At 68.3% G+C, this 23203-nt stretch carries 23 protein-coding genes; 6 read left to right on the forward strand and 17 right to left on the reverse strand.

Going from position 1 to position 23203, the window contains the following annotated elements; translation table 11 throughout:
* Positions 1 to 2: 2 nt before the first annotated feature.
* From C265_RS14295 to C265_RS14310, 4 genes are all read right to left on the reverse strand, one after another.
* Positions 3 to 2417 carry a DNA internalization-related competence protein ComEC/Rec2 gene (locus C265_RS14295; RefSeq protein ID WP_037024387.1) on the reverse strand — a complete coding sequence of 805 codons (2415 nt, stop codon included), beginning with the start codon at positions 2415 to 2417 and terminating at the stop codon, positions 3 to 5.
* Positions 2418 to 2592: 175 nt separating this feature from the next.
* Positions 2593 to 3432 (reverse strand): TatD family hydrolase, encoded by an 840-nt coding sequence (locus tag C265_RS14300; RefSeq protein ID WP_010809009.1) that lies wholly within the window; start codon positions 3430 to 3432, stop codon positions 2593 to 2595.
* Positions 3433 to 3444: 12 nt separating this feature from the next.
* Positions 3445 to 4185: a lipoprotein-releasing ABC transporter ATP-binding protein LolD gene (lolD, locus tag C265_RS14305; RefSeq protein ID WP_010809010.1), complete on the reverse strand. Its 741-nt coding sequence runs from the start codon at positions 4183 to 4185 to the stop codon at positions 3445 to 3447.
* Entirely contained in the window at positions 4178 to 5428 is a 1251-nt protein-coding gene (locus C265_RS14310) for a lipoprotein-releasing ABC transporter permease subunit (protein ID WP_010809011.1), read from the reverse strand. Before C265_RS14310 ends, lolD begins: the two co-directional genes overlap by 8 nt.
* A 136-nt stretch (positions 5429 to 5564) precedes the next feature.
* On the opposite strand from C265_RS14310, the gene C265_RS14315 reads away from it, so the two are divergent.
* Together C265_RS14315 and recJ are read left to right on the forward strand one after the other, a co-directional pair.
* A complete protein-coding gene (locus C265_RS14315) occupies positions 5565 to 6674 on the forward strand; it encodes a hypothetical protein (RefSeq protein WP_010809012.1) in 1110 nt (369 codons plus the stop codon).
* A gap of 51 nt (positions 6675 to 6725) precedes the next feature.
* Positions 6726 to 8423, forward strand: a complete 1698-nt coding sequence (gene recJ, locus C265_RS14320) for a single-stranded-DNA-specific exonuclease RecJ (protein ID WP_010809013.1) — start codon at positions 6726 to 6728, stop codon at positions 8421 to 8423.
* A gap of 25 nt (positions 8424 to 8448) precedes the next feature.
* Here recJ and C265_RS14325 read toward each other — a convergent pair whose 3' ends face one another.
* Positions 8449 to 9159, reverse strand: a complete 711-nt coding sequence (locus C265_RS14325) for a peptidoglycan DD-metalloendopeptidase family protein (protein ID WP_010809014.1) — start codon at positions 9157 to 9159, stop codon at positions 8449 to 8451.
* 190 nt (positions 9160 to 9349) lie between these two features.
* Between C265_RS14325 and prfB the strand changes: the two genes are divergently transcribed.
* From prfB to C265_RS14345, 4 genes are all read left to right on the forward strand, one after another.
* Positions 9350 to 10454, forward strand: a protein-coding gene (prfB, locus tag C265_RS14330; protein ID WP_099045607.1) for a peptide chain release factor 2 whose coding sequence is annotated in 2 segments (ribosomal slippage) — positions 9350 to 9430 and positions 9432 to 10454 — 1104 coding nt in all. Because the reading frame shifts where the segments join, the coding sequence is not laid out codon by codon here.
* A gap of 97 nt (positions 10455 to 10551) precedes the next feature.
* Positions 10552 to 11310 (forward strand): SDR family oxidoreductase, encoded by a 759-nt coding sequence (locus tag C265_RS14335; protein WP_010809016.1) that lies wholly within the window; start codon positions 10552 to 10554, stop codon positions 11308 to 11310.
* A 63-nt stretch (positions 11311 to 11373) separates the two neighbouring features.
* Positions 11374 to 12918 (forward strand): lysine--tRNA ligase, encoded by a 1545-nt coding sequence (lysS, locus tag C265_RS14340; protein WP_010809017.1) that lies wholly within the window; start codon positions 11374 to 11376, stop codon positions 12916 to 12918.
* A 250-nt stretch (positions 12919 to 13168) separates the two neighbouring features.
* Positions 13169 to 13915 carry a glycine zipper 2TM domain-containing protein gene (locus tag C265_RS14345; RefSeq protein ID WP_010809018.1) on the forward strand — a complete coding sequence of 249 codons (747 nt, stop codon included), beginning with the start codon at positions 13169 to 13171 and terminating at the stop codon, positions 13913 to 13915.
* Positions 13916 to 13991: 76 nt separating this feature from the next.
* Here the strand turns inward: C265_RS14345 and iscX are convergent, their stop codons facing one another.
* The 12 genes from iscX to C265_RS14405 all read right to left on the reverse strand — a co-directional run bounded on the left by iscX (position 13992) and on the right by C265_RS14405 (position 23176).
* Complete coding sequence (gene iscX / locus C265_RS14350) at positions 13992 to 14186, reverse strand: Fe-S cluster assembly protein IscX (protein ID WP_010809019.1); 195 nt, start codon at positions 14184 to 14186, stop codon at positions 13992 to 13994.
* A gap of 32 nt (positions 14187 to 14218) precedes the next feature.
* Positions 14219 to 14557 (reverse strand): ISC system 2Fe-2S type ferredoxin, encoded by a 339-nt coding sequence (gene fdx / locus C265_RS14355; protein WP_010809020.1) that lies wholly within the window; start codon positions 14555 to 14557, stop codon positions 14219 to 14221.
* 40 nt (positions 14558 to 14597) lie between these two features.
* Positions 14598 to 16463 carry a Fe-S protein assembly chaperone HscA gene (hscA, locus tag C265_RS14360; protein WP_010809021.1) on the reverse strand — a complete coding sequence of 622 codons (1866 nt, stop codon included), beginning with the start codon at positions 16461 to 16463 and terminating at the stop codon, positions 14598 to 14600.
* A gap of 109 nt (positions 16464 to 16572) precedes the next feature.
* Entirely contained in the window at positions 16573 to 17091 is a 519-nt protein-coding gene (gene hscB, locus C265_RS14365; protein ID WP_010809022.1) for a Fe-S protein assembly co-chaperone HscB, read from the reverse strand.
* Positions 17092 to 17154: 63 nt separating this feature from the next.
* On the reverse strand, positions 17155 to 17376 hold the full coding sequence (locus tag C265_RS14370) for a DUF3565 domain-containing protein (RefSeq protein ID WP_010809023.1): 222 nt from the start codon (positions 17374 to 17376) through the stop codon (positions 17155 to 17157).
* A 25-nt stretch (positions 17377 to 17401) separates the two neighbouring features.
* On the reverse strand, positions 17402 to 17722 hold the full coding sequence (iscA, locus tag C265_RS14375) for an iron-sulfur cluster assembly protein IscA (protein ID WP_010809024.1): 321 nt from the start codon (positions 17720 to 17722) through the stop codon (positions 17402 to 17404).
* 43 nt (positions 17723 to 17765) lie between these two features.
* Positions 17766 to 18164 (reverse strand): Fe-S cluster assembly scaffold IscU, encoded by a 399-nt coding sequence (gene iscU, locus C265_RS14380; RefSeq protein ID WP_010809025.1) that lies wholly within the window; start codon positions 18162 to 18164, stop codon positions 17766 to 17768.
* Positions 18165 to 18230: 66 nt separating this feature from the next.
* Positions 18231 to 19454 (reverse strand): IscS subfamily cysteine desulfurase, encoded by a 1224-nt coding sequence (locus tag C265_RS14385; RefSeq protein ID WP_269446663.1) that lies wholly within the window; start codon positions 19452 to 19454, stop codon positions 18231 to 18233.
* 55 nt (positions 19455 to 19509) lie between these two features.
* Positions 19510 to 20064 (reverse strand): Fe-S cluster assembly transcriptional regulator IscR, encoded by a 555-nt coding sequence (iscR, locus tag C265_RS14390; protein WP_010809027.1) that lies wholly within the window; start codon positions 20062 to 20064, stop codon positions 19510 to 19512.
* Between the two features lie 106 nt (positions 20065 to 20170).
* Positions 20171 to 22267: a site-specific recombinase gene (locus C265_RS14395; RefSeq protein ID WP_010809028.1), complete on the reverse strand. Its 2097-nt coding sequence runs from the start codon at positions 22265 to 22267 to the stop codon at positions 20171 to 20173.
* 87 nt (positions 22268 to 22354) lie between these two features.
* Complete coding sequence (locus C265_RS14400) at positions 22355 to 22843, reverse strand: low molecular weight protein-tyrosine-phosphatase (protein WP_010809029.1); 489 nt, start codon at positions 22841 to 22843, stop codon at positions 22355 to 22357.
* A 90-nt stretch (positions 22844 to 22933) separates the two neighbouring features.
* The gene (locus C265_RS14405) at positions 22934 to 23176 is read right to left on the reverse strand and encodes a hypothetical protein (RefSeq protein WP_010809030.1); all 243 of its coding nucleotides are present in this window, start codon (positions 23174 to 23176) and stop codon (positions 22934 to 22936) included.
* Between the last annotated feature and the right edge of the window lie 27 nt (positions 23177 to 23203).

A 23203-nucleotide genomic window follows, 5' to 3' on the forward strand; every position in this document is an offset into this window, starting at 1 on the left:
CGCTAACGCGGCGCCGGCGGCCGCGCCCGCCAGTAGCGCGGCTGCGCCTGCCGGAACACCGACAACGCAAAGCCCCCGGGCGCAGTGTCCATGGTCACCGCGCCGGTTTCATCGGTCCGGTAGCGCAGGACGCCCGCGCGGCCGTAGCGCTCCCACACCTCGCCGCTCGGGTGGCGATAGCGGTTGGCATAACCCAGCTGGAACACCGCCGCCGACGGGCGCACTGCCTCCAGCCAGGCTGCACCGGATGAGGTGCCGCTGCCATGGTGGGCCACCACCAGCACGTCGGCACGCAGCACCTCGGCCGGCAACCTGTCGATCAACGCACGCTCCTGCGCCACGCCGATGTCTCCGGTCAGCAGCAGGCTGTGCGCCGCCGCATCCACGCGCAGCACGCAGCTGCGCGCATTGCTGGCAATGGCTGCCTGCTGCGCCTGCTCCGCGAGCGGATGCAGCACGGTAAAGCGCACGCCGTCCCACTCCCATTGCTGGCCCGCCGCGCATGGCGACCAGTCATTGGCCGCCGACCCAAGCAGAACGTGACCGGAAGGCGCTCCGGTGCTGCGCGCGGACACGGCCACCGCCGCCGTGATGTCCGCCACGCCGCCGGCATGGTCGGTGTCCTCATGGCTGACCATCAGGTGGTCGATCCGGCCAACCCCCTCGCCCCGCAGCAATGGCACCACCACCTGCGCACCGGCGCTGGATCCCGACGCATAAGACGGCCCGGTGTCATACAGCAGCGCATGGGCGCGCGTTCGCACCAGCACCGCCGTGCCCTGCCCCACGTCCAGCATCACCGCGCGGAACTCGCCATGCGCAACCGGCGGGCCGCGCGCCAGCAGCATCGGCAACATCAGCAGCCCGCCGTGCAGGCGCGCGCGCGCGGTGGCGACCGGCGCGACCAGCAGCCCGACACCGAGCGCCGCCAGCACCAGCGCCAACGGCCCCGCGCTGGCCGCTTCCCACATCGCCCATGGCAGCGCCGAAAGCCAGCCCAGCACCGCGGCCAGCGCCACCATAGCCAGGTGGGCCACCGCCAGCACCGGCCCGGCCAGCGCCATCGGCAAGGCGGCGCCGAGCAAAGCCAGCGGCGTCACCAGCAGGCTGACGACCGGGATCGCCACCGCATTGGCCAACGGCGACACCACCGATACCTGGCCGAACAGCAGCAACGTCAGCGGTACCAGCCCGATGGTCACGGCCCACTGCGTGCGCGCCCCGGCGGCGAGCACGGACCGCAGGCGTTGCCAACGCCCTTCCGTCGAAGCATCCCGGCCGGGCCGGGCCGCGAAGAAGATCACGGCCACCGCGCCGAAGGAGAGCCAGAAGCCGGGCAACATCACCGCCCACGGATCCAGCAGCAATGCCGCCAGCGCCGCCCACGCCAGCACCACCGAGGCGGGCGGCGCACGCGCACTCCATACCGCAATGGCCGCCACGCAGAGCATGGCCACGGTGCGCAGCGCCGGGACCTGCATGCCGGCCAGCAGGCCGTAAGCCAGCGCACTGGCCACGGCCGCCACCAGCGCGGCCTGCCGGGCCGGCAGCCACAGCGGCAACGGCCGGCGCAGCCAGCGGCCGAGTCCGAACGAATGCCGCCACAACAGCCCGGCAAGCGACGCCGCCATGCCGGCGATCATGGTGATATGCAGCCCGGAGATCGCGACCAGGTGGCTGACACCGGTGCGCCGGAACAGTTGCCAGTCGTCCGCATCGATACCGCGCTGGTCGCCAATGACCAGCGCGGTCAGCACCGCGCCGAAGCGCGCATCGGCCGGCAGCGCCGCGCGCAGGTGATCGCGCACGGCGGCGCGCACGGCCTCAATGCGCCATGCCAGCCGCTCCGCGGACGCGTCCTGCGGCGGCCCTTGTGCGCGGCGCACATAGCCGGTGGCGCCATAGCCCTGCGCCAGCAGCCAATAGGCGTAGTCAGAACCAAAAGGATTGGCGAGTCCGCGCGGACGCCGCAGGCGCAGGGTCAGCGTGAGGCGCTGCCCGGGACGCAGGTCGGGCGGTGCGCCACGCCAGTTGAGGATCACGCGGCGCGGCAGAGGCTGGCCCGCATCACCCTGCTCCACAGTCAAGGCAAAACGCGTCCCGGTGGCGGCATCCGCCGGCAGCCCCGACACCACGCCGCGCACGTCGAGGTCGCGCGCCTCCAGCGTGGCCGGCAGCCAGTCGCGCATGCGCAGTTCGGCCCGCCAGGCCGCCCAGCAGAAGGCGGCGCCGAACGCCAGCCCGGCAAGCGCCAGGCCATGCAGCACGACGTGCAGGCGCCTGCCCCACAAGGCGATGCCGAGAGCGACCAATGTCAGCGCCACAGCACCGAGGCGCAGGCCATCCTGCGGCGGCAGCATTGACTGCTGCTGCAGCGTCCAGCATCCCGCGACGAAAGCCACCACGAACCAGCGCACCACAACTCTCCTGCGTGTTCTGCACAGAGACGGTTGTACCGCCGCAGTGGGGCTGGAACCTTGTCAGGCTGTCAGGAGGAAGTGAAGTTGTGTGACTGGATTCAGTACAGCACGCCGGTGATTCGGATGGGGTGAGGGCGGGCGCATCGACGAAGTCTGACCGGCGAAGTCCTGTCTACCTCAGGCCCGGTCGTGGCGCCATGCTTTCGGCAAAGGTTCCTAGCCGCGGCATCGCATCCACGGCGTTGCGCCATGTCGCGTGCGCCAGTGTCATCGCATCGATGCCGCGCAATTCAGCCATCACACGCGCCACGCCCGCCACCTCCGCCGGCGTGTTGCGCGCCTTGTGCTGTTCGCCGAACTGATCGTCAGACAGCCAGGCCGGCGCCATGTCGGGTGCGTCGGTTTCCAGCACCAGCGCCTCCAGCGGCAGTTCCGTCGCCAGCCGGCGGATCTGCCGCGCACGGCTGAAAGTGACGTTGCCGCCGAAGCCGAGCTTCAGGCCCTGCTCGACAAAGCGCCGCGCCTGTTCATTGCTGCCGTTGAAGGCGTGGGCAATGCCGCGCTTCACGCCCAGCTTGCGCAGTTGCGCGCCAACCTGGTCCTGCGACTTGCGCACATGCAGCAGCACCGGCAGGTCAAATTCGCGCGCAATCTTCAGTTGCTCCGCGTAGAGCCAGGTCTGGTGCTCAGCATCCAGCCCCGCGACGAAGAAGTCGAGCCCGATCTCGCCGATGCCGACAAAGCGCGGGTCGCCCATGCTCGCCGCCACCTCGCGCCGCAGCGTGTCAAGGTCGGCCTGGCCGGCGCCGGGCGAGCACAGCGGATGGATGCCGAGTGCATAGACGCAGCGCACATCGTGGCGCGCCAGCGCGCGCACGGCCTCGAAGTTCCACGCTGCCACCGCCGGCACCACGATGCCGCGCACGCCGGCGGCCTCGGCCGCGTCGGCCACCTGCTGGCGGTCAGCGTCGAACTCGCTGGCGTCGAGGTGGCAGTGGGTGTCGATCCACATGGGCCGGCCCGCTCAGCGTTCCTGGTGCAGGTGCCCGTCGCGCAGCCGCAGCACGCGATCGCAGCGTCCGGCCAGGTCCAGGTCGTGGGTGACGATGATGAAGCTGGTGCCGAGCGTGCGCGACAGCTCCAGCATCAGGTCATAGACGCCGCCGGCGGTGTGGTCGTCGAGGTTGCCGGTGGGTTCGTCGGCCAGCACGCAGGCCGGCTGCCCCACCAGCGCGCGCGCGATCGCCACGCGCTGGCGCTCGCCGCCGGACAGCTCGCCCGGGCGGTGCTTCGCGCGCCCGCCCAGGCCCACGCGCTCCAGCATGGCCTGCGCCACGCCGCGCGCGTCATGCTGGGTCAGGCCGCGGATGCGCATCGGCATGGCCACGTTGTCCAGCGCGGTGAATTCCGGCAGCAGGTGGTGGAACTGGTAGACGAAGCCCAGCTGGCGGTTGCGCACCACGTTGCGCTCGCGCTCGCGCAGCGCCGTGAAGGGCTTGCCGAGCAGCGCGACGCGGCCGGAGTCGGGCTCATCCAGCCCGCCCAGCACATGCAGCAGCGTGCTCTTGCCCGAGCCCGAGGCGCCGACGATGGCAACTTTCTCGCCGGCATCGACGCGCACATCGACGCCGCGCAGCACGTCCACGTCGAGTTCGCCCTGGCGGAAACGCTTGGTCAGGCCCTCGGCCACCAGCACCGGCGAGCCGGTGCGCGGCTGGTCCGCGGCGGGCGTGGGGGTATCGGCATGCAACACGGCTTCACTCATAGCGCAGCGCCTCCGCCGGGTTGACGCGGGCGGCACGCCAGCTGGGATAGAGCGTGGCCAGCGTGGCCAGCACGAAGGAGATGATGCCGATGGTGGCGATGTCGTTCACGCGGGGATCCGAAGGCAGTTCGCTGATGAAATAGATGTCGCGCGGCAGGAACTGCACGTGCAGCAGCCGCTCGATGAAAGGCACGATCACGTCGATATTGGTGGCGATCAGCGTGCCGCCGGCCACGCCCAGGACGGTGCCGATAAAGCCGATGGCCACGCCCTGCACGATAAAGATCTTCATGATCGAGCCCGGCTGCGCGCCCATGGTGCGCAGGATGGCGATATCGGCCTGCTTGTCGGTGACGGTCATCACCAGGGTCGACACCAGATTGAACGCGGCCACCGCGATGATCAGCGTCAGGATGATGAACATCATGCGCTTCTCGGTCTGCACCGCGGCAAACCAGTTGCGGTTCTGCTTGGACCAGTCGCGCAGGTAGAGCTCGCCCGACATGGTGCCGGCCAGCTCGTTGGCCACCTGCGGCGCGCGCTGCATGTCCTGCAGCTTCAGGCGCACGCCGGTGGGGCCGCTCAGGCGGAACAGGGTCTCGGCGTCATGCATGTTGACCAGCGCCAGCGCGCTGTCGAACTCGAAGTGCCCGGACGAGAACACGCCCACCACGGTGAACTGCTTGAGCCGCGGCAGCACGCCCGCCGGCGTGATGGTGCCCTGCGGCGCCACCAGCGTGACCTTGTCGCCGACCTGCACGCCCATGGCGTTGGCCAGCTCGTTGCCCAGCGCGATGCCGAAGCCGCCCGGCTCCAGCGCCGTCATGCTGCCGGCCCGGAACTGGCTGCCGATGTCGGAGACCTTGGGCTCCTGCGACGGCTCCACGCCGCGCAGCAGCACGCCGCGCACGGCGTCGTCGCGGGTCAGCATGGCCTGGGCCGCGACATAGGGCGCGGCGCCGGTCACTTCCTTGTTCTGCAAGGCCTCGGCCGCGGTCTTCTGCCAGTCCGGCAGCGCCGACGGGCCGATCACTTCGATATGCGCCAGCACCGACAGCATGCGGTCGCGCACTTCCTTCTGGAAGCCGTTCATCACCGACAGCACCACGATCAGCGCAGCCACGCCAAGGGCGATCCCGAACATCGAGATCATCGAGATGAACGAAATGAAGGTGTTGCGGCTGGCGCGCTTGCTTGCGCGGGTGTATCGCCAGCCGATCTGCCACTCGTAGGGAAAGTTCAAGAGGATTCCTGTTGTTTCGGGAAAGCGCCGGTGCCCGGTGGAGGGGCGCCGGCGGCACGCATGCGGGCCATCGGGTGCGCCGCCTGCCTCTCGCAAGACTGGCGCCGGCCAGCCGGGAGTTTACAATCTCGCCACCATGATGACGCACCTGACCCTGATTGTGCCCTTTTCCGTCCCGCCGGGCGCCGGCGACGACGGCCGGGACGATGTCGTCCCCGGCGCGCTGCTGCGGCAGTTGGAGCTGCCCGCGCTCGGAAAGTTGCTGACCCGGGCCGAGCCCGGCCCGCGCGAGCGGCATGACGACCCCTTCCTGCGCAGCCTGCCGCAGGAGCGCTGGCTGGCCGGCAAGGCGGGGCTGGACCCGGTCCGGGTGCCGCTGGCGCCCTATATGCGGCTGGCCGACAGTGGCGGCGCCGTCCCCGCCACCCCCGATGGCCAGTCCTGGACCTGCCTGCAGCCGGTGCACATCCACGCCGCGCGCGATCACCTGGTGCTGATGCCGCCCGCCCAGCTGGGCATCCGGCCGCAGGAAGCCGCGGCCCTGCGCGCCGCCATCGACGAACTGCTGCTGGAATCGGGCATCGCGCTGGAATCGCCCTGCCCGCAGCGCTGGTACCTGCCCGAAGCCGTATTCGGCCCGCTGGAGGCGACCACGCCGCTGCGCGCGGCGGGCCGCAATATCGATATCTGGATGCAGGCCGGCGAACGCGCCCGCGACTGGCGCCGCCTGCAGAACGAGATCCAGATGACCTGGTACGACCATCGCGTCAACCAGGCCCGCGAGGCCGCCGGCGAGGCGCCGGTCAATTCGGTCTGGCTGTACGGCGGCGGCGCGCTGCAGCCGGTGCCGCGGCTGGCCGATACGGTGCTGAGCAACGATCCCTTCCTGAGCGGGCTGGCCCTGGCCGCGGGCAGCCGCGTGCTGCCGGTGCCGGCCGGCCTGGCTGGCGCCAGCGCGGTGCAGGGCACGGTGCTGGCCATGCTCGACAGCGCCACCGAAGCGCATATCGCCGAAGACTGGGGCCTGTGGCTGGACCGCATGCATGCGCTGGATGCCGACTGGTTCGCGCCGGCACTGGAAGCACTGGTGGCCGGCCAGGTCGGCGCCATCACGCTGGTGCTGGCCGGCGAGAATCACTTTGCCGAGTTCACCGTGCGCCGTGCCGACCTGCGCAAGTTCTGGCGCGGAATGGGCCAGCGCGGCGACTGGCGCGCACTGCTGTCCGACCTCGCCTATGCCGCATAAAGCCGCCTGACACGCGCCGCCCCTACTGAAACATCACCTGCCGCCCCGCCCATGACCCGGATCGCCATCCGCCAATACTCTCCCGAACACGCCAGCTCGCTGGCGGCCGCCGGCCTGCACCCCACGCTGGCGCGCATCCTGGCCGCGCGCGGCGTGGCGCGCGCGGCCGAGCTGGCCACCGACCTGCCCGAACTGGTGCCGCCCGCGGCCATGAAGGGCATCGGCCACGCCGCAGCCTACCTGGCCGACGCCATCGCCGCCGGCAAGCGCCTGCTGATCGTGGCCGACTATGACTGCGACGGCGCCACCGCCTGCGCGGTGGGCGTGCGCGGGCTGCGCATGCTGGGCGCGCGGGTGGAATACATCGTGCCGAACCGCTTCGAGTACGGCTACGGCCTGACCCCGGAGATCGTGGCGCTGGCGGCCAGGCAGCAGCCGGACGTGATCGTCACGGTCGACAACGGCATCGCCAGCGTCGACGGGGTGGCCGCGGCCAATGCGCTGGGCATCGACGTGGTGGTGACCGACCACCACCTGCCGGGGTCGGAGCTGCCGCAGGCCGCGGTGATCGTCAACCCGAACCAGCCGGGCTGCGAATTCCCCAGCAAGAACCTGGCGGGCGTGGGCGTGATGTTCTACGTGCTGCTGGCGCTGCGCGCCGAACTGCGCCAGCGCGGCGTCTATACCCAGGCCACGCAGCCGCCGCTGCAGACGCTGCTGGACCTGGTGGCGCTGGGCACGGTGGCCGACGTGGTCAAGCTGGATACCAACAACCGCATCCTGGTGGCACAGGGCCTGCGCCGCATGCGCGCAGGACGGATGCAGCCGGGCGTGGCGGCGCTGTTCCGCGCCGCCGGGCGCGAGGCGGCGCGCGCCAATACCTTCGACCTGGGTTTCGGGCTGGGTCCGCGCCTGAACGCGGCCGGCCGGCTGGCGGACATGTCGCTGGGCATTGAATGCCTGCTGACGGAAGATGCCAACCGCGCATGGGAGATCGCGCAGGAGCTGGACAGCATGAACCGCGAGCGGCGCGACATCGAGGCCGGCATGCAGCAGGAGGCGCTGCAGATCCTGGAGCAGCCGCTGGCCGGCCCGGACCCCTCAGCGCGCTTCACCGTCAGCGTGTTCAACGACACCTGGCACCAGGGCGTGATCGGCATCGTGGCGTCGCGTCTGAAAGACAAGTTCCACCGCCCCACCATCACCTTCGCCCCGGGCGACGAGACCACCGTCAAGGGCTCGGGCCGCTCGATCCCCGGCTTCCACCTGCGCGATGCGCTTGACCTGGTGTCCAAGCGCCATCCCGGCATGCTGCTCAAGTTCGGCGGCCACGCCATGGCGGCCGGGCTGACCGTGCGCGCCGAGCGTTTTGCCGAGTTCCAGGAGGCCTTCGAGGCGGTCGGCCGCGAATGGCTGACCGACGACCAGCTGGCGCGCGTGATCGAGACCGATGGCGATATCGAGGACCAGTGCTTCAGCCCGGAATTCGTCACCCTGCTGGAGCAGCAGGTATGGGGCCAGGGCTTCCCGGCGCCGACCTTCTGCGGCGAGTTCGACGTGCTGCGCCAGAGCGTGCTCAAGGGCAAGCACCTGAAGCTGCAGCTCGGGCGCGGCAGCCAGCGCCTCGACGCGATCTGGTTCAACCATGCCGACTCGCTCGGCGCCAGCGCACAGGTGGCCTACCGGCTCGACAACAACACCTTCAACGGCGTCACCCGCGTGCAGCTGGTGATCGAACACGCGCAGTAGCGTGCTCCCGGGGGCTCCCCCCCGTTCAGCCCCGCGACGGCAGGTAGGCAGCGGGATCCACTGGCTTGCCGTTGCCGCGCACCTCGAAGTGCAGCTCGCTCGGGCTCGCGCCCATGCGGCCCACGTCCTGCCCTGCCGAGACCTGGGCGCCTTCCGTGACCAGCGGCTGGTCCAGGTTGCCGTAGACGGTCAGCCAGTCGTCGCTGTGCTTGACGATCACCAGCATGCCGTAGCCGCGCAGGTTGCCGACGTGGATGGCGCGCCCGGCGGCGGCGGCGCGCACCGCGCCGTTGGCCGGCACAGCGATGCTCAGGCCCTTGCTGGCCGGCGGCGCGAAGCCGGCGGTGACGCGCCCGTCGGCCGGCCATTGCAGGCGGATGCTGCTGGCGGGCGGCCGGGAGGCCGGGCCGCTGTCGACACGCGGGGTATCGGTCACGGCCTGGCCGGCCGAAGCACTGCCTGAGGCACCACCCGGCGGCCGCACGCGGATCAGCTGGCCCACCTCGATCTGGCTGGGGCTGGTGATGTCGCTGTTCCAGCGGGTCAGGTCGCGTACGCTGCGGCGGTGCTTGCGCGCGATCGAATACAGCGTGTCGCCGCGCTCGACGCGGTAGTAGCCGTCCGGCACGGGACCGCCCGTGGTGCCGCAGCCGGCCGCGACCGCGGCCGCGGCGGCCAGCAGCAGGCCCAGCGCGCGGCGCCGGCCTGGTTCGATGTCATGTCTGGTTTGCGTCATTCGTCCCTGTTCTTTGTCGTGCCGGGGGCGGCTTGCGACCCGTATTATCGCCGCGTGCGTCGCCCGGCACCGGCGGATAGACCGCGCCGCGGCCGATCCGTTCGGTCCGCGGCCCGCCGAGGCGGTCCGGAAGCCCCGGGTTGCCGCGCCGATCCGCTATAATTCGAGGTTTTCGAAGCGCAGGAACATCATGGAAGCAGAACGCCTCAACGCCATCTCCGGTGCCATCTCCGATCTCCGTTCGCGAACGGAAGATCTACGGGGGTATCTTTGACTACGATGTCAAAGTAGGAAGGCTGGACGAAGTCAACGGTTTGCTGGAAGACCCCGACGTCTGGAACAACCCCAAGCGGGCCCAGGACCTCGGCAAGGAAAAGAAGGCAATCGAGGGCGTGGTAAGCGTGCTCAGCAAGCTCACCGACGACCTCAGCGGCGCCGAAGAGCTGTTTGAGCTCGCCAGGGAAGAAGGCGACGACGACACCCTCGAAGCGATCGAGGCCGACGTCAAGGGCTTCGAGGAGATCGTCGCGGGCATGGAATTCCGCCGCATGTTCTCGGGCGAGATGGACCAGGCCAACGCCTTTATCGACATCCAGGCCGGCGCTGGCGGCACCGAAGCGTGCGACTGGGCCTCGATGCTGCTGCGCCAGTACCTGAAGTACTGCGAGCGCAAGGGCTTCAAGGCCGAGGTGCTGGAAGAGTCCGAAGGCGACGTGGCCGGCATCAAGAGCGCGACCATCAAGATCGAGGGCGAATACGCCTTCGGCTACCTGCGTACTGAAACCGGCGTGCACCGCCTGGTGCGCAAGTCGCCGTTCGATTCGTCGGGCGGGCGCCATACCTCGTTCTCGTCGGTGTTCGTCTACCCCGAGGTCGACGATTCGTTCGAGGTCGAGGTCAACCCGGCGGACCTGCGCGTGGACACCTACCGCGCCTCGGGGGCGGGCGGCCAGCACATCAACAAGACCGATTCGGCCGTGCGGATCACGCACATCCCTACCGGAATCGTGGTGCAGTGCCAGAACGACCGCTCACAGCACCGCAACCGTGCCGAAGCCATGTCGATGCTGAAATCGCGCCTGTACGAGCACGAGATGCGCAAGCGCCAGGCCGAGGCCGACAAGCTCGAAGCCGGCAAGACCGACGTGGGCTGGGGCCACCAGATCCGCTCCTACGTGCTGGACCAGAGCCGCATCAAGGACCTGCGCACCAACGTGGAAATGTCCAACACCCAGAAGGTGCTGGACGGCGACCTGGACCCGTTCATCGAGGCCAGCCTCAAGCAGGGACTGTAAGGCCGTACCGGGCCGCCCGCGGCGGCACAGCAACATCACCGCAATCGCTGGATCATCGCTGTACCGCCGCAGCTGCGGCCTTTCCGACCGGGGCACCATGAGCGAAGCCAATCACCTCTACATCATCACCGGCGCCTCGCGCGGGCTGGGCGCGGCACTGACCAATGCCCTGCTCGTGCCGGGCAACCGACTGATCTGCGTGGCGCGCAGCCGCAACAGCGAGCTCGAGCGCATCGCCACCATGAGCGGCGTGCCGGTGGCCTGGCACCTGCAGGACCTGTCGCAGGCCGGCCCCGCCGCAACCTGGCTCGCCAGCGTGCTCGATACGCTCGACATCCCGCCGACCAGCGCCACGCTGATCCTGAACGCGGGCGTGGTCGAACCGATCGGCCCGGTCACGCGCCTGCAGGAGAAAACCCTGGTGCCGCACCTGCTGACCAACCTGGCGGCGCCGATGACGATGACCGCGGCGTTCCTGGAGCGCACCGAGAAGTTCGACTGCCCGCGCAAGGTGCTGGCGATCTCCTCCGGCGCGGCGCGCCGCCCGGTCGAAGGCTGGAGCGCCTACTGCGCCGGCAAGGCCGGGCTGGACATGTTCATGCGCTCGGTCAACGCCGAGTACGCCCAGGCCGAAGCCCCGCGCACCGTGCGCGCCGTGGCGCTGGCCCCGGGCGTGATCGACACCGGCATGCAGGCCACCATCCGCAATGCCGACTTCGCCCAGGTGCAGCGCTTCCGCGAGCTGAAAGCCAATGAACAGCTGGCGTCGGCCGAGGAAACCGCCGGCCGCATCGTCGCCTACCTGCACCGCCCGGATTTCGGCAGCACCGAGCTGGACGATCTCCGCAACTACTAAGCCGCACCCATCAAGCCATCTGAATCCGCGCGCGGCACGCCGCGCGCGATCCGACAAGACATCATGACTGAACCGAACCGCGCCCAGGCCAAGCCAGCCGCCGCAGATACTCCCGCCGTCGACGAGAACAAGATCATCGCGGAGCGGCGCGAGAAACTGGCCGCGCTGCGCCAGCAAGGCGTGCCCTTCCCCAACGATTTCCGCCCCACCCACCAGGCCGCCGCGCTGCAGGCGCAATACGCCGAGACCGAGCAGGCCACGCTCGAGGCCGCGCCGGTCGAGGTCGCCATCGCCGGGCGCATGATGCTCAAGCGCGTGATGGGCAAGGCCAGCTTTGCCACGGTGCAGGACGGCAGCGGCCAGATCCAGTTCTACATCACCCGCGACAAGGTCGGCGAAGAGGTCTACGCGGCCTTCAAGCACTGGGACCTGGGCGACATCATCAGCGCCCGCGGCGAACTGTTCCGCACCAACAAGGGCGAGCTGTCGGTGCAGGTGCGCGAGCTGCGCCTGCTGTCCAAGTCGCTGCGTCCGCTGCCGGACAAGTTCCACGGCCTGGCCGACCAGGAAATGAAGTACCGCCAGCGCTATGTCGACCTGATCGTGTCGCCGGAAACACGCAACACCTTCCGCGCCCGCACCAATGCGATCTCGTCGCTGCGCCGCCATATGGCCGATGCCGGCTTCATGGAAGTGGAAACGCCGATGCTGCACCCGATCCCGGGCGGCGCCGCGGCCAAGCCCTTCATCACGCACCACAATGCGCTGGACATGCAGATGTTCATGCGCATCGCGCCCGAGCTGTACCTGAAGCGCCTGATCGTCGGCGGCTTCGAGCGTGTGTTCGAGATCAACCGCAACTTCCGCAACGAAGGGGTGAGCCCGCGCCACAACCCCGAGTTCACCATGATGGAGTTCTACGCGGCCTACACGGACTACCGCTGGCTGATGGACTTCACCGAGGACCTGATCCGCAAGGCCGCGATCGATGCGCGCGGCAGTGCCGTGCTGACCTACCAGGACCGCGAGCTGGACCTGTCCAAGCCGTTCCATCGGCTGACGATCTGCCAGGCGATCCAGAAGTTCGCACCGCAGTACACCGATGCGCAACTGGCCGATGCCGGGTTCCTGCGCACCGAGCTGAAGAAGTTCGGCGTCAACACCAACGCGCCGCAGTTCCTCAACGCCGGCCTGGGCACGCTGCAACTGGTGCTGTTCGAGGAAACCGCGGAAAGCCAGCTGTGGGAGCCGACCTTCATCGTCGACTACCCGGTCGAGGTCTCGCCGCTGGCACGCGCCTCGGACACGGTGCCTGGCATCACCGAGCGCTTTGAACTGTTCATCACCGGCCGCGAGATCGCCAACGGCTTCTCGGAGCTGAACGATGCCGAGGACCAGGCCGACCGTTTCCGCAAGCAGGTCGAGCAGAAGGACGCCGGCGATGAAGAAGCCATGTACTTCGACGCCGACTACATCCGCGCGCTGGAATACGGCATGCCCCCGACGGGCGGCTGCGGCATCGGCATCGACCGCCTGGTGATGCTGCTGACGGATAGCCCGAATATCCGCGACGTCATCCTGTTCCCGCATCTGCGCCGGGAAGACTGAGCAAGCGCTTTGGCAAGATGAAGCCCCACCGAATCGGTGGGGCTTTTTCCTTGGGGCGCCGCCAATGTCATGCCAAGCCGCCGAATGTTACAGCCTGGCCCCGTGATATGCGCCCCAACCAACCATAAGGCATTGATATAAAAGATATTTTCCGCCTACATATATTTACAAAAACAAACGGAAAACCCCACCCGCTTCGGCCACACTGGTTCCATCCCAACGCGGCCTTCGCCGCACCGGAGCCATAGCAATGCAAAGCCAAGCCACCCCGAACGACAACACCCCTGCCCCGCTGCCGCCGCAACGCCGGCTGCATCCGCTCGTCGGTGCGGCAGCCGTCGCCGTGGTGATCGCCAGCCTGACCGCGGTCGCCGCCGTCACTGGCGTGCTGCCGATCGGCAAGGCCAGCCCTGACCTGCCGGCGCAGGCCGGTGCGCAGGCAGACCCGCAAGGGCCGCTGCCGGTCACGGCAGCGCCCGCCCCGGGCAGCACCACCCGGCCGCCGGTCTACAACGACGGCCAGCAGCGCCCGGCCGGCCAGGATGCCACCGGTTCGTCGCAAGCCGCGCCACGCACCGCCCCGGCACGCCAGGCCGCGCAGCGCGACAGCGAGCCGCGCGCCAGCCAGCGTGCCGACACCGAGCGCCAGGCTGCCAAGGGCAGCCCCTACGCCGGCCGTATCGTCTCGGTGACGCCGATCCAGACCCAGAAGCCCAACACCAGCGGCCTGGGCGCGCTCGGCGGGGCCGTGGTGGGCGGGCTGCTGGGCAACCAGGTCGGCAAGGGCAATGGCCGCATCGTCGGCACCGTGGTGGGTGCCGTGGGTGGCGGCGTGGCCGGCAACCAGATCGAGAAGACCGTCAGCAAGGACACGCACTATGAAGTGCGCGTGCGCATGGATGACGGCAGCCACCGCACCTTCACCTACGAGAAAGACCCCGCCGTGCAGCCAGGCGAGCGCGTGCACCTGGAGAACGGCGCGCTGATGCGGGGCTGATCCGGCTCTCGCGCAGCAGCAAAGCAAAAGGCCGGCAATTTGCCGGCCTTTTGTCGCCATCCCGATACTGCGTCGCTTATTCGGCTTCCTGGATCCAGGCCTGCTGGATCGCCTCCAGGATCTTCTCGCCCGAGCGCTCGGGCGCGTCGGCAAAGCCGTCGAGCTCCAGCACCCAGCGGCGCAGGTCAGTGAAGCGCACGCCCGCCGGATCGACATCCGGGAACTTGTCATACAGCGCTTCGGCAATGGCGTAGGTATCGGTCCACTTCATGGGATTGTTCTCCGCTGAGATTTGCCGGCCGCTCAGTGGCCTTCCTTGGCGTGGTTGATGGTGTACTTCGGGATTTCGATGGTCAGGTCTTCATCATCGACGATTGCCTGGCACGACAGCCGCGAATTCGGCTCCAGCCCCCAGGCCTTGTCGAGCAGGTCTTCTTCCTTCTCCTCGGCCTCATTGAGCGAATTGAAGCCCTCGCGCACGATCACGTGGCAGGTGGTGCAGGCGCACGACTTCTCGCACGCATGCTCGATCTCGATGCCGTGCGAGAGCAGCGCGTCGCAGACGCTGACGCCCTTCTCGGCTTCGATCACCGTCCCTTCCGGGCAATATTCAACGTGGGGCAAAACAACGATCTGTGGCATGTGGTGTCCTGATGTCTGTATGTCGGTGCGGGCCCGGTGATCAGCCCAGCTCCTGCACCTTGCGCCCGGCCAGCGCGCTCTTGATCGAACGGTCCATGCGGCGGGCGGCGAATTCGTCGGTACCGTGCGACAGCTTCTCCACCGCGGCGTGGATGGCGTGGTGGTCTTCGCCGGTGGCGATCTCGCGCACCGTAGCCATCAGCGCCTCGACCGCGGTGCGCTCTTCCGCCGACAGCAGGTCGCCATCGGTTTCCAGCGCGCGCTGCGTGGCCTCGACCAGCCGGTCGGCTTCCACGCGCTCTTCGGCCAGCGCGCGGCTCTTCATGTCGTGCTCGGCCTCGCGGAAGCTTTCCTGCAGCATGCGCGCGATATCGTCGTCGGCCAGGCCGTACGACGGCTTGACCGTGACCGAGGCTTCCACACCCGAATGCGTTTCGCGCGCGGTCACCGACAGCAGGCCGTCGGCATCGACCTGGTAGGTCACGCGGATGCGCGCCGCGCCCGCCACCATCGGCGGGATGCCGCGCAGCTCGAAGCGCGCCAGCGAGCGGCAGTCGCTGGCCAGCTCGCGCTCGCCCTGCAGCACGTGGATCGCCATCGCGGTCTGGCCATCCTTGAAGGTGGTAAATTCCTGCGCGCGCGCCACCGGGATGGTGCTGTTGCGCGGGATGATCTTCTCGACCAGGCCGCCCATGGTCTCGACGCCCAGCGACAGCGGGATCACGTCGAGCAGCAGCCAGTCCTCGCCCGGGGCATGGTTGCCGGCCAGCAGGTTGGCCTGCATCGCGGCGCCCAGCGCCACCACGCGGTCCGGGTCGAGGTTGGTCAGCGGGGTCTGGCCGAAGTAGTCGCCCACGGCCTTGCGGATCGACGGCATGCGCGTGGCGCCGCCGACCAGCACCACGCCCTTGACCTCGTCGGGCGCGACGCCCGCGTCGCGCAGCGCCTTGCGCACCGGCGCCAGGGTCTTCTGCACCAGGTGCGCGGTGACCTGGTCGAAGATCTCGACAGTCAGCGTCAGGTGGACGATCTCGCCGGACTCCAGCACGGCGTCGATCACGGTGCTGTCGCTTTCCGACAGCGCTTCCTTGGCCGCGCGCGCACGCACCATCAGCAGGCGCATGTCCTGCGCCGATAGCGGCTGCAGGCTGGCCTGCTCGACGATCCAGCACAGCAGGCGCTGGTCGAAGTCATCGCCGCCGAGGGCCGAGTCGCCGCCGGTGGCCAGCACCTCGAACACGCCCTGCGTGAGCTTGAGCACCGAGATATCGAAGGTGCCGCCGCCCAGGTCGTAAACCGCGTAGATGCCTTCCGAGGCATTGTCCAGGCCGTAGGCAATGGCCGCGGCAGTGGGCTCGTTGAGCAGGCGCAGCACTTCCAGGCCGGCCAGGCGCGCGGCGTCCTTGGTCGCCTGGCGCTGGGCCTCGTCGAAGTAGGCCGGCACCGTGATGACGGCGCCGACCAGGTCGTCGCCCAGCGTGTCTTCAGCGCGCTGGCGCAGCGTGGCCAGGATCTCGGCCGAGATCTCCACCGGGCTCTTTACGCCGGCGGCGGTCTTGATCTGCAGCATGCCCGGCGCGTCGACAAAGTCATACGGGCTGTGCTCGATATTGGCCACGTCGCGCAGGCCGCGGCCCATGAAGCGCTTGACCGAGACGATGGTGTTCTTGGGGTCGCGCACCGCTTCTTCCTGGGCCCGGTAGCCGATATGGGCGGTACGGTCCGGCAGGTAGCGCACGACCGACGGCAGCAGCGCGCGGCCGCGCTCGTCGCCCAGCACTTCGGGAATGCTGCTGCGCACCGCGGCCACCAGCGAATTGGTGGTGCCGAGGTCGATGCCGACGGCCAGGCGGCGTTGGTGGGGCGCCGGCGACATGCCGGGTTCGGAAATCTGGAGCAGTGCCATGGTATTTCTTTGCTGTCTTGTGCGGCAGTGGAAACCGCCATGCGGGTGGCATTGGGGAGCGGTTTTCGCGCCGGGCGCCATTGTGTCACGGCCCCGGCAAACGTGCCGGTCAGTGTTCCAGCCGGTCGATGGCCTCGCTGGTATCGTGCTCGATCTTCTCGATAAACATCAGTTGCCGCACCGCGCCGCCAGCCGCCTCGTTGTCGCCGGAATCCAGCAACGCGCCCAGTGCTTCGTGGCGCTCACGCTTTTCCTGGCGCAGCTCGCGCAGCAGCGCATCGAGCCGGTCCACTGCGCGCTCCTCCACCGCTTCCTGCAGCGCTTCGCGCCATTCCATCTGCTGCATCAGGAAGGCCGGAGTCATGGCCGTGTTGTTCTCGGCCTGCACATCGACGCCGCGCAGCTTCAGCAGGTAGGTCGCGCGCCGCAACGGCTGGCGCAGCGTACGGTAGGCTTCATTGGCATGCGCGGCCCATTGCATGGCCACGCGGCGCTCGGCGTCGCCCGCCTTGGCAAAGCGGTCCGGATGCGCCTGCGACTGCACGGTGCGGTACGCCGCATCCAGCGCGGCGTCATCGACGCCGTACTGCGCCGGCAGGCCGAACAGCGCAAAAAAATCGTCTTTCAACTGCTTCCCCAAGAAAAAAGAGCGGCCGCGCCGCCCCTTTGTCCATTGCCGCCACGGTGCCGCTCAGGCGGGCTTGCGTGCCCACTCGGCCGGCGGTTCGTTGCGGTCGCACTTCAGGCAGTTCACCCGCATGCCGATCATGCCGGCGCGGCCCTGCTCGCTTTGCGTCCATGGCCGCGACTGCCATGGCGGGTCGTGCCGCATATGCTGGCCGTGCCCGCATTCGAGTTCGGCCACCCAGTGGCCTTCCTCGTCCCGGCGGAACCCGACGATGCTGCGCTCCACCGGGGCTTGCTTGCGCTGGCGCGCCTCAGACCGTGAAGGACTCGCCGCAGCCGCACTCGTCCTTGACGTTGGGGTTGTTGAAGCGGAAACCTTCGTTCAACCCTTCACGTGCGTAGTCGAGTTCGGTGCCGTCGATATACGGCAGGCTCTTGGCGTCGACGATGACCTTGATGCCGTGCGATTCGAACACCGCGTCTTCCGGCAGCAGCTCGTCGACGTATTCCAGCTTGTAGGCCAGGCCCGAGCAGCCGGTGGTCTTCACGCCCAGGCGCAGGCCCACGCCCTTGCCGCGGCGTTCCAGGTAGCGGGCCACATGCTTGGCCGCCTTCTCGGTCATGGTGATCATCGTTGCGTCTTCCTTCGTCGATGCCGTGGTCAGTGCGACAGAATCAGGCAGCCTTCTGCTCGGCGCCGTGCTTCTTCTTGTAGTCTTCGACGGCGGCCTTGATCGCGTCTTCGGCCAGGATCGAGCAGTGGATCTTCACCGGCGGCAGCGCCAGTTCTTCGGCGATCTGGGTGTTCTTGATCTCCAGCGCCTGGTCCACGGTCTTGCCCTTGACCCACTCGGTCACGAGCGAGGACGAGGCAATGGCCGAGCCGCAGCCGTAGGTCTTGAACTTGGCGTCTTCGATCACGCCCGCCTCGTTGACCTTGATCTGCAGCTTCATCACGTCGCCGCAGGCCGGCGCACCGACCATGCCGGTGCCGACCGCATCGTCGTTCTTGTCGAACGAACCGACGTTGCGGGGGTTTTCATAGTGATCGAGAACCTTGGTGCTGTATGACATTTTGCTTACCTCTTGCGTATCTTTGCGGGGGTATTGCGTTTTGTTCTGATGATCTGTGCGGGCGCGTCAGTGCGCGGCCCACTGGATCGAATTCAAATCGACGCCGTCCTTGAACATTTCCCACAGCGGCGACAGGTCGCGCAGCTTGCCGATCTTGCTCTTGAGCAGTTCGATGGTGTAGTCGATCTCCTGCTCGGTGGTGAAGCGGCCCACCGTGAAGCGGATCGAGCTGTGCGCCAGTTCGTCGTTGCGGCCCAGGGCGCGCAGCACATACGACGGCTCCAGCGAGGCCGAGGTGCAGGCCGAACCCGACGACACCGCCACGTCCTTGATCGCCATGATCAGCGACTCGCCTTCGACGAAGTTGAAGCTGACATTCAGGTTGTGCGGCACGCGCTGTTCCAGGTCGCCGTTCAGGTAGACCTCTTCCATGTCCGACAGGCCGTTCCACAGGCGGTCGCGCAGCATGCGGATGCGTTCGTTCTCAGTCGCCATCTCTTCGCGGGCGATGCGGAAGGCTTCGCCCATGCCGACGATCTGGTGCGTGGCCAGCGTGCCCGAGCGCATGCCGCGCTCATGGCCGCCGCCGTGCATCTGCGCCTCGATGCGCACGCGCGGCTTGCGGCGCACGTACAGCGCGCCGATGCCCTTGGGGCCGTAGGTCTTGTGAGCCGAGAACGACATCAGGTCGCACTTCAGCTTGCCCAGGTCGATCGCCACCTTGCCGGTTGCCTGCGCGGCGTCGCAATGGAAGATGATGCCCTTCTCGCGGCAGATCTCGCCGATCTGCGCGACGTCCTGGATCACGCCGATCTCGTTGTTGACCAGCATCACCGACACCAGGATGGTGTCCGGGCGCAGCGCCTGCTTGAACACTTCCATGTCGAGCAGGCCGTTTTCCTTCACGTCCAGGTAGGTCACTTCAAAGCCCTGGCGCTCCAGCTCGCGCGTGGTGTCGAGCACGGCCTTGTGCTCGGTCTTCAGGGTGATGATGTGCTTGCCCTTGCCCGAATAGAAGTTCGCGGCGCCCTTGATCGCCAGGTTGTTCGATTCGGTCGCACCCGAGGTCCACACGATCTCGCGCGGATCGGCGCCGACCAGTGCGGCCACCTGCTCACGTGCTTCTTCCACCGCGCGCTCCGCTTCCCAGCCGTACGCGTGGCTGCGCGAGGCGGGGTTGCCGAACTGCTCGCGCAGGTACGGAATCATCTTGTCCGCCACGCGCGGGTCCACCGGCGTGGTGGCCGAGTAATCCATGTAGATGGGGAAATGTGGGGTGCTCATCGTTATGACTGCCTTGTTAGGGACCGCTGATCGCTGTTTTGCTGTCGTTGACTGGGCGCGCTCAGGACTGCGCCAGGCTGAAAACTGAATTCACCATTCTGGCCCGGACCGGCTTTTCCTGCTTGTCGGCCTTGCCGCGCGCAGCGGCCGCGACCGGCTGCGCGGCGTCCTCGCGCATGTCGTGCAGCACGGCCGGCTGGCGCTCGCGCTGCTGGTCCACCAGGTTCTTGAGGGAAACGGAGTCGAGGTACTCGACCATCTTCTGGTTCAGCGTGGCCCACAGTTCGTGGGTCATGCAGCGCCCGGTGCCGTCATCTCCGTTACAATTGCCCTTGCCGCCGCACTGGGTGGCATCCAGGGGCTCGTCCACGGCGATGATGATGTCCGCCACGGTGACGTCTTCGGCCTTGCGCGCCAGACTGTAGCCGCCGCCCGGGCCGCGCACGCTTTCGACGATCTCGTGCCGGCGCAGCTTGCCAAACAACTGCTCCAGGTAGGACAGCGAGATCTTTTGCCGCTGGCTGATGCCGGCGAGCGTGACCGGTCCCTGGTCCTGGCGCATGGCCAGGTCGATCATCGCAGTGACCGCGAAGCGGCCTTTGGTGGTCAGTCTCATGGTGCAGGGCTCTGGGGGTGAAGCTAATACTTGATCGTTTCCGTCAAGTATAAAGGTACCCGACTAATTCAGTCAACTACCCCTGCCGCAGCGCACCACGCCCCGCTCACGCTTCGCGCCCGCCCGCGGCCGTCTCCGGGCCTGCCGTGCGCGGCGGAATCACCAGCGACAACGGGTGCTTCAGGATGCGCCGCCGCACGGCCGCGCTCAGTTCGGCGCGGTCCACGCGCCGCAGGTTGCGTGACCGCAGCGCCATATTGAACGCCAGCGCGAAGCTCACCGCCACGTTCAGCATCCCCATCAGCGCAATGCCCGCCACCGCCAGCCACAGCGACGGCATGCGCAGTGCATCCAGCCCCAGCACGCCGATGGCGGCGCCGACCGAGCCCGTCGACAGCGTCACATGGCGCACTTCCATATGGGGCCCGAAGAAGCTCAGGATTTCCGGCCCCAGCCCCAGCAGCAGGCCCAGCGACACGTTGGCGGCTATGCCCGACAGGTTGCGCTTCCAGAAATCCGCCAGACGGGTGGCGCCGCGCGCACCCAGCACGTACTGGAGGCGCCGGTTGTAGGCCATCACGTCGTGCACGCGATGCAGCGCGAACCAGTTGTCGGCCCAGCCGGCAATCAGGCTGGACAGCCACAGCAGCACGCCGGTGAAGGCGGCATAGAGCGGCGTCGGGCCCAGGATCGAGAACGACTCGATGGTGGCAATCGCCTTGGCCGGCGTGATCAGGTTGGCGCCGAGCAGTTTGTGCGCCAGCCACTGGATCCCCAGCGCCACCGGGAACACCACCGCCAGGTTGCCGACGATCGCCGCCGCGTTGGAGCGGATCATGGCAATGGTGTCGTCGACGAATATCTCGCGCCCTTCCGGCCGCCCTGCCCCGTCCAGCCGGTGCGCCAGCGCCGGCCCGGTCATGGCCGGCTGCTTGGTCGCCAGCGTGAAGTGCGCAAAGTGGATGGCCAGGAAGCTGCCGGCGTAGTTGAGCGAGGCCAGCAACCCTTCACTGAACTTGTCCAGGTGCAGGCCGTAGATCAGGAACTTCAGGTACACGGTGGCGACCGAGACCAGGCCGCCGCCGGCCGCGGCGCGCACCAGCTCGGCGTATTCCTTGCGGTCGCGCGTGATGTAGTGCTCGCCGGTCTCGGCCGAGCGCTCCACCACCTTGCGCGCCAGCTGCGCGAACGAGGTGCCGGCCAGGTGCAAGATGCTGCGCCGGGCCTGGGTCGATCGGATCAGCTCCGCCACCAGGTGCGCATGCATGCCGGGCCGGCGGGGCTCGACCCAGGCCGCCAGCAGCAGCTCGATGCGGCTGAGCTGCACCTTCATGCGCTCGATCTGGAACACCACCTCGACCGACACGCCGTTTTCTTCCAGGTCCTCATACACCTGGCGGATCGCGGCATGGCAGCCGTCCAGCAGCGCGCGGAAGTAGTTCAGGCGGTGGCCAAAGCTGTTGTCGTCCTGGCGCAGGCCCTCTTCACGCAAGGCCTGGATGGCCTCGTCCAGGCGGAAGAACGGTGTCTCTTCCACGCGCCCGGCCAGGCGCGAACGGATCGCCTGACTCAGGCCGGTGGCGCGCACCTGGCTGACCAGCACCGCGATGCTGGTGGCCAGCGTCTGGCCCAGCGCATCGCGATAGTGCGCCATGCCCGCCGCTTCGCCCCCGGCGCTGCCGGCCTGCAGCACGCGCGCCAGCCGCGCCAGCAGCCCATCGTCGATGGCCTCGACCCACTCCGCGTCCTCATCCCCGACGAACACCAGCGCAAACAGCCCCGCCATGTCGCTGCGGTTGGGCGGCGGCGGCAGGAAGCGGTTCTGCAGCCGGCCCACCATCTCGCTGACGAAGCCCGGGTGCAGGGCCACGCCGGTATCGCAGAACAGTCCGGTGGGGTCGTTCTCGCGCACCAGGCTGCGCACCGTCAGGGCGAAACGCCCGGCCCAGTCGGGATGCCGCTCCAGCACCTGCAGCAGGTAGCGCAGCCGCACATGCTCGGGGTGGCGGCGGTCCGTGCCAGGTTCCTGGCTGTCAGCATCGGCGCCCAGCCCGCCATCGCGGCGGATCCAGAAGCCCAACTCGATCAGCCAGCCGTTGCGCTCGGCCAGCGGCGCCTCAGGATCGGCAGCGGCCAGGATGGCGTCGAGCTGCAGGCTTGCATTGCGCGATTCGCGCCATTTGCGGAACAGTTTGCGAAGCATGGATTCTCGTGGGATTGGTCCGCCGGCCGCGGCGCTGGAGGCGTCGCGGCGCGGGCCGCAGAAAGGACGATGGAGCGGGCGCCGGGATCAGCCGGCGTTGCCTTGCAGGCGCTGGCGCAACTCGGCCACCAGGCCGTCGCAGGCATCTTCGATGTAGTCGAGCACGCGCTCGAAGCCATCGCCTTCGCCGTAGTAGGGGTCCGGCACCTCGTCGGCGTCGTGGCGGGTGGCGAAGCTCATCAGCAGGCGCAGCTTGGCGCCGGCATCGGGGCGCAGCCGCGCCAGGCCGGCCAGGTTCTCGCGGTCCATCGCCAGGATCAGGTCGAAGCGGTCGAAGTCAGGCAGGCCGACCTTGCGCGCGCGCAGCGCGGACAGGTCATAGCCGCGCTGCAGCGCGTGGCGCTGGGTGCGGGGATCGGGCGCGCGGCCCAGGTGGTATTCATGCGTGCCCGCCGAATCCAGTTCCACCAGTGCGTCCAGCCCCGCCGCAGCCAGCTTGGCGCGCAGCACGCCCTCCGCCGTCGGGGAACGGCAGATGTTCCCCATGCAACACATCAGGATGGCGTATGTCTTCATCGGATCACGGCTTGGCGGGAGTGGAACGGCGGGCGCACCGGCACACGGCAGGGCCGCCGGCCGGACAGCCGCAATTCTACCCGCAGCCCTTCAGGCCAGCTGCTTGGCCAGCCGCTCGCCGTGCGCAAACCCGGCCACTTCCGCGGCCTCGCGCGATTTGTAGTGCTCGGTGATGCGCGAGGTCTCGGTCAGCGTGCCGGCGGCGCGGATATTGGTGCCGGGGCGGCAGACGCGCACGGTGTAGGACCATTCGCTCTGTGAGCGCTGTTTGACCTGGACCTGCACCTCGTGGGTTTCATAGACCTTCTTCTTCCATTCACCGATATCGCTCATTGTGGTTCTCCACGGAAAATGGGTGAT

This window comes from Cupriavidus sp. GA3-3 (genome assembly GCF_000389805.1).
Classification (GTDB): Bacteria; Pseudomonadota; Gammaproteobacteria; order Burkholderiales; family Burkholderiaceae; genus Cupriavidus; species Cupriavidus necator_D.

Bases quoted from the DNA above. Each gene is read 5' to 3' on its own strand.
- C265_RS14300 (WP_010809009.1), bottom strand. From the start codon at position 3,432: ATGTGGATCGACACCCACTGCCACCTCGACGCCAGCGAGTTCGACGCT.
- C265_RS14345 (WP_010809018.1), top strand. From the start codon at position 13,169: ATGCAAAGCCAAGCCACCCCGAACGACAACACCCCTGCCCCGCTGCCG.
- C265_RS14395 (WP_010809028.1), bottom strand. From the start codon at position 22,267: ATGCTTCGCAAACTGTTCCGCAAATGGCGCGAATCGCGCAATGCAAGC.
- hscA (WP_010809021.1), bottom strand. From the start codon at position 16,463: ATGGCACTGCTCCAGATTTCCGAACCCGGCATGTCGCCGGCGCCCCAC.
- lysS (WP_010809017.1), top strand. From the start codon at position 11,374: ATGACTGAACCGAACCGCGCCCAGGCCAAGCCAGCCGCCGCAGATACT.
- C265_RS14405 (WP_010809030.1), bottom strand. From the start codon at position 23,176: ATGAGCGATATCGGTGAATGGAAGAAGAAGGTCTATGAAACCCACGAG.
- iscA (WP_010809024.1), bottom strand. From the start codon at position 17,722: ATGATCACCATGACCGAGAAGGCGGCCAAGCATGTGGCCCGCTACCTG.
- iscR (WP_010809027.1), bottom strand. From the start codon at position 20,064: ATGAGACTGACCACCAAAGGCCGCTTCGCGGTCACTGCGATGATCGAC.
- iscX (WP_010809019.1), bottom strand. From the start codon at position 14,186: ATGAAGTGGACCGATACCTACGCCATTGCCGAAGCGCTGTATGACAAG.
- lolD (WP_010809010.1), bottom strand. From the start codon at position 4,185: ATGAGTGAAGCCGTGTTGCATGCCGATACCCCCACGCCCGCCGCGGAC.
- recJ (WP_010809013.1), top strand. From the start codon at position 6,726: ATGACCCGGATCGCCATCCGCCAATACTCTCCCGAACACGCCAGCTCG.
- C265_RS14400 (WP_010809029.1), bottom strand. From the start codon at position 22,843: ATGAAGACATACGCCATCCTGATGTGTTGCATGGGGAACATCTGCCGT.
- C265_RS14335 (WP_010809016.1), top strand. From the start codon at position 10,552: ATGAGCGAAGCCAATCACCTCTACATCATCACCGGCGCCTCGCGCGGG.
- fdx (WP_010809020.1), bottom strand. From the start codon at position 14,557: ATGCCACAGATCGTTGTTTTGCCCCACGTTGAATATTGCCCGGAAGGG.
- iscU (WP_010809025.1), bottom strand. From the start codon at position 18,164: ATGTCATACAGCACCAAGGTTCTCGATCACTATGAAAACCCCCGCAAC.
- C265_RS14315 (WP_010809012.1), top strand. From the start codon at position 5,565: ATGATGACGCACCTGACCCTGATTGTGCCCTTTTCCGTCCCGCCGGGC.
- C265_RS14325 (WP_010809014.1), bottom strand. From the start codon at position 9,159: ATGACGCAAACCAGACATGACATCGAACCAGGCCGGCGCCGCGCGCTG.